Raw genomic sequence first — 12,637 nt, forward strand, 5'->3', positions numbered from 1 at the left:
TCGTGACGTTGACGACTCAATAGGTTCCGATATCTGTCCAGACCTGATAAGGCCCGCTGTTGAGATCGGGCTGCTCGCCCTGCGAATACCAGTTCACCTGATAGTTGTGGCCTTTCCAGCTGACTTTCTCGAAAGATCCCCATTTCGCCCCGTAAATCGTGCCGGCATCCCAGAGCGGATACGGCGCGCTGCCGGTATCCGGGGTCGGGGTGGGCGTCGGAGTGGGTGTCGGATCCGGTGTCGGCTCAGGCGTCGGTTGTGGCACCGGAGTGTCGCCGCCCGCAGGTGCATTACCCGGCACGGCAGTGACAACAAAGCGCTGCTGTGACGAAGGCTCATTTTTGGTGTCGCGGACAAACAGCGTGAACTGGTAATCGGTGCTCTGGGTAACAACAGGCACGTCAAACTCAATCACGGCGACGCTCTTATCCGCGACGGTAATCGTCCCTGGCACGCCCCAGCTAAAGCTCAGCGCGTCGTTGTCGTCATCATGCGACGACTCACCGGAGAGCTGAATGCGCGAACCGCCGACCACCCGCAACTGGATAGCCGCCACGGGCGCATGGTTGACTGTCGGTTGCGGCTCGCTATCACCGCCGCTGTTATCCGGCTCAGCAACATTGATGCCTTCGAAGTAGAACGGCTTCATATCGATGGTCTGGGTGTCGATTTCATAACCCAACCCTTCGCGTGCGGCATTCACCAGCACGCCATTATCCTGGTCAATCGTCCAGGTAAATAACCCGCCGAGGTTACGCGACGCGGCATACTGGCCTTTCGCTTTTACCGAGCGCGGCGTGTCGAGCGACATAAACAGTTTGCTTTGCGGGTTATAGAGATAATCCGCGTTAGCGACTTTATCGGTATAGACGTTAAAGCCGTTGCGCCCTTTCTGATTTTCTAGATCCAGATAGTTATAAATGGTGTCGTACCATTCGGTACTCCCGGATTCAAAACTCCCGGTCGTGGTGCCGTTGCCCGGAGAATAAGACCCTTTCAGCGGGGAGAAGCTTTCAATCACCGCATTGCGGGCGTTACGGGTATAACCTGCGTAGCCAATGTTGATACGATCGGACGGGAAGCCTTCGGCAATCAGATAATCCACTACCGCCTCAATACTCCATCCACCCGCAGTGAGCGGCGTCAGGTTGGTGTGGTGTGTCAGCGTATCCGCCCACGGGGTGCCGAAGAAGTCATAGGTCATGACGTTAATGGCGTAGAGACCCGCGTCCAGCAGCGCTTTGATATTGGAATACTCAAGCGTAGAGACAACCGCTGAGCTGGCAATCGAGATTTTCACATCGCTGCGCCCTGCCGCGTTGAGCTGCTTTTTCATCTCAGCGATAAGCAACGCGTAATTCACGCCATCTTCCGGGCCATGCGGGTTGCCGTTGCCTTCGGCGTTTGGATATTCCCAGTCGATATCCACTTCGCTAAACATCGGGAATTGTTTGAACAGCTTCACCACGCCGGCGGCGAACGTTTTGCGCGATGAGTCGGTTTTCGACATCTCGTGGAAACCGTTACTCATGGTCCAGCCACCGATACTCATCGACAACACCAGGGTATGTCCCTGCTGTTTCGCTTTTTGCTGGAGATCGCGCAGGCCGCCCAGCAGCCCTTTGGTTGTCGCCTGGGTTACCGTAGCCGGGTCGATATCCCAGCCGCTGGTGGTGTGGCCGCAGTTTTCATAAGACTGAAAATCCCCCCACGGATCGAGGAAAGTGGGTTCGTTGGTGTTTTTGTTGGTCTGGCGAGCCGCGTTTTCAATGGTGTATTGCTTTTCGCCTTTATCGCCAACAATACCGAGGAAACCAAAAACGATTTTGTCATACGCAGTAGGCGAGACCTTCGCCAGATCATAGCCGCGACCCCGGTTAGCGGGGCTGTCATCACCCTGCAGGCGTCCATCATATTGCGACCAGTCAGTATAATAACCAAATACTTTTGGTTTATTAGCAGCCTTATATTTGTTATATACCGGTTTCGCCACGCGGGCTGAAGTATAACTGTATTTTTCAGTTTCGCTTGCTGGATTAAAACCATCGGCAGCATTACTGGTTTCCGTCAGGCTATCGCCCTGAATTAATTTACTTGTAGCCATGTTTATTTTCCTTCGTGAAAAGTGAGTGCAGTACTTTCTGCGCTAACTATCATGATCGGCCAGTTTCTATTCCTCCAGTCACAACCAATAAAAATGATTTTAAAAAACAACAATGATTTAAAGAGCGCTTTCAAAAGAACAAACAAAACCCATCTTTTTCATTTTTTATCACTGTATTCAACCAGTTGAAACTCAATATATCATACATTAAAGATTAAACTGCCGTTAATTCCAACTTAAAAGAGATTTAAAAAGCCAGGGGAATCGTGATCCGTATTAGCGTTTCGCTAAATAACAACGCATTTTTTATTCTATTCTGTGGAAATTAATAAACTGCCTCCCTACTCTTAAAGGCGCCAGAGAACCTCCCGCCATATATTCGTATCTGTTCACAGGTGATATATGAAAAGTTATCTGATTAACCACAATTGTATTTTTACTGAGGCTAATAACGAATTAAAAAATACCGATAACGCATGCGTCATCAAAATGACGTCCATGCGGGCACGATGCTTAAGTTTTATTATTGAAAACGCCAAAAATGGTGTGATTGAAAAGCAACAAATCGCCGCTTTCTTATGGGGCAACCGGGGACAATTCATCAGCGATGCCAACCTGACGCAGGTGCTGTACTTGCTGCGCCGGGATCTGCGCGCGCTCGGCATTAATGACCTCTTTGTCACCATTCCTAAGCTTGGCATCAAAGTGAATGATGATGTGCCGGTCGACATCCTGACCGAAGAAAAAAAGAAAAAGCCAAAACGCGCGCTCTGGACCGCGGCGGTGTTTGCCGTGTTCATCCTCTGTGTCCTGACGCTTTTAACTCTGACGGATGTAAGTAACCCATAAACTCTGTTGCGAGGAATCACTATGAATCCTGTTATCGACGGTATTCTGAATATTGAAGGCAGTTATGTGGATAATCCGGCCGATCGGGGAGGCCCGACAAAATGGGGTATTACCGAGAAAACGGCAAGAGCGCACGGCTACAAAGGGAATATGCGGGATCTGAGCCGCGATGAGGCGTACCGCATACTGGAGCAAGATTACTGGACAGCGCCGGGGTTTGACCAGGTCGCACAATACTCGCTGCCTGTCGCGTTTGAGCTATGCGAAGCGGGGACGAATATCGGGCCTTCGGTGCCTGCCCGATGGCTGCAGCGCTGGCTGAACGTATTCAACAATCAACAAGCGTTTTATCACGATTTGACCGTGGACGGCGTTATCGGAAGAAACACCCTGAATGCGTTGAAAACGTATCTGGATAAGCGTGGCAAAGAGGGCGAGAGCGTGCTGGTTAAGGCGCTTAACTGTACGCAAGGCGATTACTATCTGGAGATTACGGAAAAACGCGAGGCAAACGAGGCGTTCATCTATGGCTGGCTGCGTGAAAGAGTCACGCTCTCCTGACTGGCCTGAAAAAAAGCCCGCTTATCACAGCGGGCTTTTTGTTGTGCTTATTTTAGCAACGAGGCGCCACTCAGGAAGTTTTTCACTTTCTCGCTCAGCACCCGCAATATCGGCGTGGCAAACACCCCACCGAGCCCTGCGACCATCAGCACCATATTAAAACTCATGTTGCGGTCAATAGCCGCCACGCTCAACAGAAAAGCGGTAAAGCAGGAAATCGCTATCTGAGCCAGACAATCCATAATATCTTTATGGGTGTCATTTCTTTCACGCTTCATCAGATAACTGACAAAGCCCCCCCACCCTCCGATTGCAATAATCGTTAATAAGATCTCCAGTTCAACCAGAACCAGTTTAGGGGCGGCGACATGAGCTGCAATAGACATAATAAACCTCGGTAATAAGTAGACGATAAATAATTACGCCGTCTGGCGATGCGATAAAGTTAGCAATCTAACCAGTAGGTCGCTAATCATTTAATCTCATGCCCGGTCTTCATCGATTCTTTGACGCACCGATGTTTTTTTTACCCATTTTTTTTAGCCAGTGATTTACGTGTCTGTGAAAGGCTATTTACGATAATTGATAAGAGTTTGCAGCATTGCAATAACATCTCTTATCTGATCGCGTTGCGGGTTATGACGATACCAGTAGGCATAAATCTTAATTATTTCAAACTCTATGGCGTCAGGAAGATCGATTAATGCAATCCGATACCGTCCCTGCGACTGAAAAAAACGCGCTATCTTTTCCGGTAATATCGCTATCATGGATGAGTTTTCAATAATACTTAATAACCCATTTATTGATTCTGTATTATACCCAACTGAAAAATGGCTATTAAAAAAAGAGAAGGATTCATTGTTTGTGATTTCTTTTTTTAGTCTTGGTGTTATCGCGTAAGGATAATAAATGGCATGCCGGGAGGTAAAAAGATTAGCGAGCGTTAACTGCTGTAGTTCACAAAGCGGATTCTGAACGTGACAGACGGCGGTATAAGTACGGTATTGATCAAGAATGATCTGCTCAATATCGGGATCGCTGAAATAATGTGTGCTTATCAGCAGATCGCCCTTTCCGTTTCTTATGTCGCTGATTTTCTTTGAAGAATCTTTCCCTGAGACTGATGAGCAATGCAGCCGAAAACGCTCAAACATCTCCATATCAAACAGTTGCGAAATGTAGTACTGCTCGCTGATATCGTCACCCATAATTTTCATTTCACACCAGGGCGATATCCTGGCGTCATGATCAAAGGTGGCGTCAATCATATCCAGCACCTTACTATAGGCGCGGTGAATTTCGTGCGCACGCGGTGTTGGCATCAGGCCTTCGCGAGTACGAATAAAAAGTTCTTCGTTATAGGTTTGCTGGAGACGTTGAATAGCAAGCGTAATGGCGGCAGGAGTGACCTGAAGTTGACGGGAAGCACGAGTGGCATTGCCCGCGGTGATCACCGCATCAAGGACTTTGATTAGATTATAATCAAATTCTTTGACACCATTCTTCTTCTTCATCTCACAGAGTGTCCTGGCGCCGGTAGGGGAAGGTACAAAATATAAGCTTCGACGGCTGCTGGCAAAATCAATTTATATCCTCTACAACGTCCTTATCTAAAATGGCGGCGCAAGCCACACTATTTGTTCCTGAGCCACCAGACTGGTGCAAGACAATGTTAATATCCGCTTCGCTGTTATTTATTATGATTAAGTAAAAACTGAGTATAAAAAAAGCCTGAAACGGCAAATACCGTTTCAGGCTCATCCATGATTCGTTAAAACCGAAAGGTTAACGGGTCAGGTCGTCAAAGAACTTTTTCACACCGTCGAAAAAGCTTTTAGAGCGTGGGCTGTTCTTTTCGCCAGTCGGGCCGCCAAAGCTTTCCTGCAGCTCCTGAAGCAACGCTTTCTGACGATCGTTCAGGCCGACCGGGGTTTCCACCACGACACGACACAGTAAATCACCCTGCGCGCCGCCACGGACCGATTTCACGCCTTTGCCGCGCATGCGGAACAGCTTACCGGTCTGGGTTTCGCTCGGCACTTTCAGCATCACACGGCCATCCAGCGTCGGAACTTCAATCTCGCCGCCCAGCGCCGCCATCGCAAAGTTGATCGGCACTTCGCAGTAGAGATTGTTACCTTCACGCTCAAAGATCGGGTGCTGTTTCACCTGCACCTGAACGTACAGATCGCCTGCCGGTGCGCCCTGCTCACCCGCTTCGCCTTCACCAGCCAGACGAATGCGATCACCGGTATCCACGCCCGCCGGGATTTTCACCGACAGCGTTTTGGTTTTCTCGATACGCCCGTGACCGTGGCAGCTGTTGCACGGATCTTTAATCAGCGTACCGCGGCCCTGACAGTGCGGACAGGTCTGCTGTACCGCGAAAAAGCCCTGACGCATCTGTACCTGGCCTGCGCCATGACAGGTCGGACAGGTCTGCGGCTGGCTGCCTGGTTTGGCACCGCTGCCGTGGCAAACTTCACACTCTTCCAGCGTCGGGATACGAATTTCTTTCGTCACGCCACGAACCGCTTCTTCGAGCGTCAGCTCCATGTTGTAGCGTAAATCCGCGCCGCGAGAGGCGCGACGGCCGCGTCCACCGCCAAAAATATCGCCGAAGACGTCGCCGAAAATATCGCTGAAGTCAGCGCCATTACCGAAGCCGCCGCCGAAACCACCGCCGCCCATACCGCCTTGTTCAAAGGCCGCGTGGCCGTACTGATCGTAGGCGGCGCGTTTTTGCGCATCGGTGAGGATTTCGTAAGCTTCTTTAATTTCTTTGAATTTGGCTTCGGCCTCTTTATCACCCTGGTTACGGTCCGGGTGAAATTTCATGGCCAGGCGTTTATACGCCTTTTTTATTTCACGCTCGTCCGCCGTTTTCGGGACGCCTAAAATTTCGTAATAGTCTTTCTTCGCCATGTTTTATCTGCCCCTGACATGCGTGCACGGGCGTGGAGAAACTCCTACGCCCGTGCCAGTGTTATCTACCCTGCATCAGGGCGATTATTTTTTGTCTTTTACTTCTTCGAACTCAGCGTCAACGACGTCGTCATCTTTCGCATTGTTCGCAGAAGCGTCAGCGGAGCCCGCCTGCTGCTGAGCATGCTGCTGCTGAGCGATTTCCATCAGCTTCTGGGAAACCTGCGCCAGCGCCTGCATTTTCGCTTCGATATCCGCTTTGTCTTCGCCTTTCAGGGACGCTTCCAGCGCGCTCAGAGCGGATTCGATAGCGGTTTTGTCATCAGCCGGCAGTTTGTCGCCTGCTTCTTCAACCTGCTTACGGGTGCTGTGCACCAGGTGATCCGCCTGGTTACGGGTCTGCACCAGCTCTTCGAACTTACGGTCAGCTTCAGCGTTCGCTTCCGCTTCACGCACCATTTTCTGGATTTCTTCTTCGTTCAGACCAGAAGAAGCCTTGATGGTGATTTTCTGTTCTTTACCGCTGTTTTTGTCTTTCGCAGACACGTGCAGAATACCGTCGGCGTCGATGTCAAAGGTGACTTCGATCTGCGGCATACCGCGCGGTGCCGGGTTAATGCCATCCAGGTTGAACTGACCCAGAGACTTGTTATCCGCAGCGCGTTTACGCTCACCCTGCAGCACGTGAATGGTCACGGCAGACTGGTTGTCTTCTGCAGTAGAGAACACCTGGCTGTGCTTGGTCGGGATCGTGGTGTTTTTGGTGATGAGCGGGGTCATCACGCCACCCATAGTTTCGATACCCAGAGACAGCGGGGTAACGTCCAGCAGCAGTACGTCTTTCACGTCGCCGGTCAGTACACCACCCTGAACCGCTGCACCGATAGCCACAGCTTCGTCCGGGTTAACGTCTTTACGCGGCTCTTTACCAAAGAACTCAGCCACTTTCTTCTGAACCATCGGCATACGGGTCTGACCACCGACCAGGATAACGTCGTTGATGTCAGAAACCGACAGGCCAGCGTCCTGCAGTGCAACTTTCAGCGGCTCGATAGAACGGTTCACCAGGTCTTCCACCAGGCTTTCCAGTTTCGCGCGAGTCACTTTGATGTTCATGTGTTTCGGACCGGTCGCGTCTGCAGTGATGTACGGCAGGTTCACGTCGGTCTGCTGCGCAGAAGAAAGCTCGATTTTCGCTTTTTCTGCGGCTTCTTTCAGGCGCTGCATCGCCAGCGGGTCGTTACGCAGGTCGATACCCTGATCTTTCTTGAACTCTTCTACCAGATAGTTGATCAGGCGGCTGTCGAAGTCTTCACCACCCAGGTGGGTATCACCGTTGGTTGCCAGAACTTCGAAGGTTTTTTCACCGTCAACTTCATCGATTTCGATGATGGAGATATCGAACGTACCACCACCCAGGTCGTAGACCGCGATGGTGCGGTTGCCGGTTTCTTTATCAAGACCGTAAGCCAGCGCAGCGGCGGTCGGTTCGTTGATGATACGTTTTACTTCCAGACCCGCGATACGGCCGGCGTCTTTGGTCGCCTGGCGCTGCGCGTCGTTGAAGTAAGCCGGAACGGTAATGACCGCTTCAGTCACCGGCTCGCCCAGGTAATCCTCGGCGGTTTTCTTCATTTTTTTCAGCACTTCCGCGGAGATCTGCGGCGGCGCCATTTTCTGGCCTTTCACATCCAGCCAGGCGTCGCCGTTATCAGCGGAAATGATTTTGTACGGCATGATAGACACGTCGCGCTGAACTTCTTCGTCCTGGAAGCGGCGGCCGATCAGGCGTTTGATCGCAAACAGGGTGTTCTGCGGGTTAGTCACTGCCTGACGTTTAGCCGGCTGACCTACCAGAGTTTCACCATCCTGAGTGTATGCAATGATCGAAGGCGTGGTGCGATCGCCTTCCGCATTTTCCAGCACGCGAGCCTGAGTGCCATCCATAATCGCTACACAAGAGTTGGTTGTACCCAGGTCAATACCAATAATTTTACCCATCTAAACGTCTCCACTAAAAAATCGTCATCATGTGGTATGAACCTGTTATGCGGGCTAACGGTGGGGATTCAACCGTCCACCGCCCTTTTTTTCAGGCTCATCCTTTGCGGTTGACTACAAGATGGGGTCGGCTTGTCCGCCATCAAGGGGTAATACGCAAAATTTTTTTATTTTCTCCCCTCCGGGATCATAGACGGCGCGAAACGGCCTGATTATGATGCCGCGCCCCGCCACGGAAGATAACGTACGGGGCGTTACTTTTTGCAAATTTTCTTCTTCTTTTGAGGGTTTATGGGCAACATTAAGTTGGCTAATCCGGCCCCCCTGGGGTTAATGGGCTTTGGTATGACTACCATTCTGCTCAATCTGCACAACATCGGGATGTTCCCGCTGGACGGCATTATTCTGGCGATGGGGATTTTCTACGGCGGTATCGCGCAAATTTTTGCCGGTCTGCTGGAATATAAAAAAGGCAATACCTTCGGCTTAACGGCGTTTACGTCCTATGGCTCATTCTGGCTGACGCTGGTCGCTATTCTGCTGCTGCCGAAAATGGGCCTGGCGGACGCGGCCAACGGGCATTTCCTCGGCGTTTACTTAGGCATCTGGGGCGTGTTCACGCTGTTTATGTTCTTTGGCACGCTGGGTGGCGCTCGCATGCTGCAGTTCGTCTTCCTGAGCCTGACGGTGCTGTTCGCGCTGTTGGCCGTCGGTCATCTGATGGATAACGAAAGCATCGTACATATCGCAGGCTGGATTGGTCTGGTGTGCGGCGCGAGTGCTATCTGGCTGGCGATGGGCGAAGTGCTGAACGAACAGTATGGCCGTACCGTACTGCCGATCGGCGAGAAACGCTGATTTACCCGACGTCGTGCCCGCGGGCACGACGTCGCTTCTTTATTATTCCTGCCTGAACTACGGTTGCGCCGCCACCGCGCTCCGGCTCTCAACCTGCCGCTTTCGGCCAAGCCACACGCCAAGCCCAAGCCCCATAACGGAAAGCGCCAGCACGTACCACGCGGGTGCCATCGGCGAGACGCCCATCAGCATCGTCACCGCGACAGGCGTTAACCCACCAAAAATGGCGTACGCCACGTTGTAGGAGAACGAAATGCCGGTAAAGCGCACTTCTGCCGGGAATGCGCGCACCATTACGAACGGCACGGCCCCCACTACGCCGACGCACAGCCCCACCAGCCCGTAGAGAAGAAAAAGCTGCTCCGGGTGCGTGCCGGAAAGGTGATAAAACGCCCAGCTGGCAACCGCCAGCAACACGCTACCGACAATAAACGTCCGGCTTGCGCCGAAGCGGTCGGCGGCAAGCCCGGCCAGCAGGCAACCGACGCAGAGCATCATCGTCGCGATGCTGTTAGCCTGTAACGTCACCGCAGGCGCAAAGCCGTACTGTTTTTGCAGCCACACCGGCGACATCAGGATCACAACGACAATCCCCGCCGAGAGCAGCCAGGTCAGCAGCATAGAAATCACCACCGCCTGGCGATGCTTCACCACCACGGCTTTTACCGGCAGCTCCTGCGCCAGCGCCTTGCGCTGCTGCATCTCAAGGAAAATCGGCGTCTCCTGAAGCCAGCGGCGCAGATACATCGCCACCAGCCCAAACGCGCCGCCGAGCAGGAAAGGAATACGCCAGCCGCCGTCATGGATGGCCTGCGCCGTCATGCTGGTGTTAATAATCGTAGCGACCACGGAGCCGAGCAGAATGCCCACCGTCAGGCCCGCCGTCAGCGTGCCACAGGCGATACCGATGCGTTTTTCCGGCACATGTTCCGCCACAAACACCCACGCGCCGGGCACCTCGCCGCCAATCGCCGCGCCCTGCAAAATACGCATTAGCAGCAGCAACACCGGTGCGGCGATGCCCATCGCGGCGTAATCCGGCAGCAGGCCTATCAGCAGCGTCGGCACCGCCATGAGCAAAATGCTCAGTGTAAACATCTTTTTGCGCCCGACCAGATCGCCGAAGTGCGCCATGATGATGCCGCCAAGCGGCCTTGCCAGATAACCCGCGGCGAAGATCCCAAACGTCTGCACCTGACGCAGCCACTCCGGGATATCCGGCGGGAAGAAAAGCTCTCCCACCACTGCCGCGAAAAAGACGAAGATAATGAAATCGTAGAATTCCAGCGCGCCGCCAAGGGCCGCCAGCGTCAGGGTTTTATAATCCTGACGATTAAGAGGGCGTGTTTGCTGTTCCATAACGAACCGTTTGTAAAGAGGTGGGCGTGAATTAGCTTACTGCAAAAGCGTAAACTTAAAGTGACTATATCGTTAAATCACCATCACGCCACGCCCAACGGGCATTTATGCCAAGAACAGCAAATAATTAGTTTTTTACGTCGCGAATTGCGCTTTTTGGACGAAAAGCCGCTACCACGCTGGCGTTAGTCTCAACATAAGGGCCATCCAGCAGCTGGATGCAGTACGGCACGCTGGCAAATATTCCTGCCACTTTCACTTTTCCCTGCTCATCTTTCAGCCCTTCAAGCGTCTCCTGAATGGATTTTGGCTGGCCGGGAAGATTAAGGATCAGCGCCTGCTTGCGAATGACGCCCACCTGGCGCGACAGAATCGCGGTCGGCACGAAGTTGAGGCTAATCTGGCGCATCTGTTCGCCAAAGCCTGGCATTTCACGGTCAGCGATAGCGAGCGTGGCGTCCGGCGTCACATCGCGACGCGCAGGGCCAGTGCCGCCAGTGGTCAGTACCAGATGGCAGCCCATTTCATCCACCAGTTCGCAGAGCGTCTGTTCAATGAGCGGCTGCTCGTCAGGCACCAGACGCGTCTCCAGCACGAACGGAGTCGTCAGCGCCTGCGTAAGCCACGCTTCGAGCGCCGGAATGCCTTTATCCTGATACACACCGCTGGAAGCGCGGTCAGAAACTGAAACTAAGCCTATGCGTAACGTATCCATATCATTTCCGAAAATCAGTGCAGTTTTGCGAAATGATACACGCCAGCGCGGTTTGCAGACAGGGAGAGAGTGCAAGAAACGTGGCCGGCGGAACCGGCCACGGAGGGATTACAGCAGTTCTTCGACCATTTTTTCCAGTTTTTCCTGGTCAATGGCGAACTTGCGGATACCGTCCGCCAGTTTGTCCACGGCCATCGGATCCTGGTTGTGCTCCCAGAAGAACTGGGATTCGGTCAGACGTGCCGGACGCGCTTTCACCTCGCCGTTGAACGCGAGTTTGCGCTCAACCGCGCCTTCGCTTTCCGCCAGCTCTTTCAGGAGCGCAGGCGCGATGGTGAGACGGTCGCAACCCGCCAGCTCAAGGATTTCGCCGACGTTACGGAAGCTTGCGCCCATTACCACGGTTTCATAGCCGTGCTGTTTATAGTACTGGTAGATTTCCGTCACAGACACCACGCCCGGATCTTCCTGCGGCGCGTATTCTTTCTTGTCGGTGTTCGCTTTGTACCAGTCGAGGATACGGCCCACAAACGGGGAGATCAGATACACGCCCGCTTCAGCACACGCGCGCGCCTGCGCGAAGGAGAACAGCAGCGTCAGGTTACAGTTGATGCCTTCTTTTTCCAGCTGCTCCGCGGCGCGGATGCCCTGCCAGGTGGAAGCCAGTTTGATCAGGATGCGATCGTTGCTGATGCCGGCGTCGTTGTAGAGTTTGATCAGGCGCTTGGCTTTGGCGATGCTGCCTTCAGTGTCATAGGACAGACGCGCGTCCACTTCGGTAGAGATACGGCCAGGGATAAGCTTCAGGATTTCCAGACCGATATTCACTGCCAGTTTGTCGGTGGCGTCCACGACCTGCTGCGCGCGGTCGCTGCTCTGGCTTTTCGCCCAGGTCACCGCATCGTCAATCAGTTTACGGTATTCAGGGATCTGCGCGGCGTTAAGGATCAGAGAAGGGTTAGTCGTGGCATCCTGCGGCTGGTACAGCTTCATTGCCGCGATATCTCCAGTGTCAGCAACCACAGTGGTGAACTGACGAAGGGAGGTCAATTTATCCGTCATGATAGTGTTTCTCTTTTGAACTACGTGTCAGGGAATGTAACCGGTCTGCGGTGATGATATCACGAGACTTTTCGAGCGCAACCGGGGCAATCGCGTCGTTGCCATGTGATAAACTGCTTTTATTTCAGGCTCTGCGCTTTCATGGAAGGCATGTCGGCATCCCCGCCGCAGGCAATAAGGCAGAGTGGCGCTGCGAGGAA

At 52.9% G+C, this 12,637-nt stretch carries 11 protein-coding genes; 3 read left to right on the forward strand and 8 right to left on the reverse strand.

Features of this window, described 5'->3' with window-relative positions:
- Positions 1–16: 16 nt before the first annotated feature.
- On the reverse strand, positions 17–2,104 hold the full coding sequence (locus G6041_RS14940) for a glycosyl hydrolase family 18 protein (RefSeq protein ID WP_012125804.1): 2,088 nt from the start codon (positions 2,102–2,104) through the stop codon (positions 17–19).
- Positions 2,105–2,506: 402 nt separating this feature from the next.
- Between G6041_RS14940 and G6041_RS14945 the strand changes: the two genes are divergently transcribed.
- Positions 2,507–2,953, forward strand: coding sequence for a winged helix-turn-helix domain-containing protein (locus G6041_RS14945; protein WP_004386264.1), 447 nt, complete (start codon positions 2,507–2,509; stop codon positions 2,951–2,953).
- 21 nt (positions 2,954–2,974) lie between these two features.
- Positions 2,975–3,514 carry a glycoside hydrolase family 108 protein gene (locus tag G6041_RS14950; protein ID WP_007864128.1) on the forward strand — a complete coding sequence of 180 codons (540 nt, stop codon included), beginning with the start codon at positions 2,975–2,977 and terminating at the stop codon, positions 3,512–3,514.
- A 47-nt stretch (positions 3,515–3,561) separates the two neighbouring features.
- Here G6041_RS14950 and G6041_RS14955 read toward each other — a convergent pair whose 3' ends face one another.
- From G6041_RS14955 to dnaK, 4 genes are all read right to left on the reverse strand, one after another.
- Positions 3,562–3,900 (reverse strand): phage holin family protein, encoded by a 339-nt coding sequence (locus G6041_RS14955; protein ID WP_004386265.1) that lies wholly within the window; start codon positions 3,898–3,900, stop codon positions 3,562–3,564.
- A 183-nt stretch (positions 3,901–4,083) separates the two neighbouring features.
- Positions 4,084–5,031, reverse strand: coding sequence for a LysR family transcriptional regulator (locus G6041_RS14960; protein ID WP_004386266.1), 948 nt, complete (start codon positions 5,029–5,031; stop codon positions 4,084–4,086).
- Between the two features lie 271 nt (positions 5,032–5,302).
- Entirely contained in the window at positions 5,303–6,442 is a 1,140-nt protein-coding gene (gene dnaJ / locus G6041_RS14965; protein ID WP_004386268.1) for a molecular chaperone DnaJ, read from the reverse strand.
- A gap of 84 nt (positions 6,443–6,526) precedes the next feature.
- Entirely contained in the window at positions 6,527–8,443 is a 1,917-nt protein-coding gene (gene dnaK / locus G6041_RS14970; RefSeq protein ID WP_004386269.1) for a molecular chaperone DnaK, read from the reverse strand.
- Between the two features lie 291 nt (positions 8,444–8,734).
- On the opposite strand from dnaK, the gene satP reads away from it, so the two are divergent.
- Complete coding sequence (gene satP / locus G6041_RS14975) at positions 8,735–9,301, forward strand: acetate uptake transporter (RefSeq protein ID WP_012125808.1); 567 nt, start codon at positions 8,735–8,737, stop codon at positions 9,299–9,301.
- A gap of 57 nt (positions 9,302–9,358) precedes the next feature.
- Here the strand turns inward: satP and G6041_RS14980 are convergent, their stop codons facing one another.
- From G6041_RS14980 to tal, 3 genes are all read right to left on the reverse strand, one after another.
- Positions 9,359–10,660 (reverse strand): MFS transporter, encoded by a 1,302-nt coding sequence (locus G6041_RS14980; protein WP_012125809.1) that lies wholly within the window; start codon positions 10,658–10,660, stop codon positions 9,359–9,361.
- A 127-nt stretch (positions 10,661–10,787) separates the two neighbouring features.
- Positions 10,788–11,375, reverse strand: a complete 588-nt coding sequence (gene mog, locus G6041_RS14985) for a molybdopterin adenylyltransferase (RefSeq protein ID WP_012125810.1) — start codon at positions 11,373–11,375, stop codon at positions 10,788–10,790.
- 108 nt (positions 11,376–11,483) lie between these two features.
- Positions 11,484–12,437 carry a transaldolase gene (gene tal / locus G6041_RS14990; protein ID WP_004386273.1) on the reverse strand — a complete coding sequence of 318 codons (954 nt, stop codon included), beginning with the start codon at positions 12,435–12,437 and terminating at the stop codon, positions 11,484–11,486.
- Positions 12,438–12,637 lie beyond the last annotated feature (200 nt).

The organism is Cronobacter sp. HA18003, assembly GCF_011605905.1.
GTDB lineage: Bacteria > Pseudomonadota > Gammaproteobacteria > Enterobacterales > Enterobacteriaceae > Cronobacter > Cronobacter sakazakii.

What these genes read in the sequence shown, in the direction of transcription:
- G6041_RS14940 (WP_012125804.1), bottom strand. Translation starts at nt 2,104, where the DNA reads ATGGCTACAAGTAAATTAATTCAGGGCGATAGCCTGACGGAAACCAGT.
- G6041_RS14945 (WP_004386264.1), top strand. Translation starts at nt 2,507, where the DNA reads ATGAAAAGTTATCTGATTAACCACAATTGTATTTTTACTGAGGCTAAT.
- G6041_RS14950 (WP_007864128.1), top strand. Translation starts at nt 2,975, where the DNA reads ATGAATCCTGTTATCGACGGTATTCTGAATATTGAAGGCAGTTATGTG.
- G6041_RS14955 (WP_004386265.1), bottom strand. Translation starts at nt 3,900, where the DNA reads ATGTCTATTGCAGCTCATGTCGCCGCCCCTAAACTGGTTCTGGTTGAA.
- G6041_RS14960 (WP_004386266.1), bottom strand. Translation starts at nt 5,031, where the DNA reads ATGAAGAAGAAGAATGGTGTCAAAGAATTTGATTATAATCTAATCAAA.
- dnaJ (WP_004386268.1), bottom strand. Translation starts at nt 6,442, where the DNA reads ATGGCGAAGAAAGACTATTACGAAATTTTAGGCGTCCCGAAAACGGCG.
- dnaK (WP_004386269.1), bottom strand. Translation starts at nt 8,443, where the DNA reads ATGGGTAAAATTATTGGTATTGACCTGGGTACAACCAACTCTTGTGTA.
- satP (WP_012125808.1), top strand. Translation starts at nt 8,735, where the DNA reads ATGGGCAACATTAAGTTGGCTAATCCGGCCCCCCTGGGGTTAATGGGC.
- G6041_RS14980 (WP_012125809.1), bottom strand. Translation starts at nt 10,660, where the DNA reads ATGGAACAGCAAACACGCCCTCTTAATCGTCAGGATTATAAAACCCTG.
- mog (WP_012125810.1), bottom strand. Translation starts at nt 11,375, where the DNA reads ATGGATACGTTACGCATAGGCTTAGTTTCAGTTTCTGACCGCGCTTCC.
- tal (WP_004386273.1), bottom strand. Translation starts at nt 12,437, where the DNA reads ATGACGGATAAATTGACCTCCCTTCGTCAGTTCACCACTGTGGTTGCT.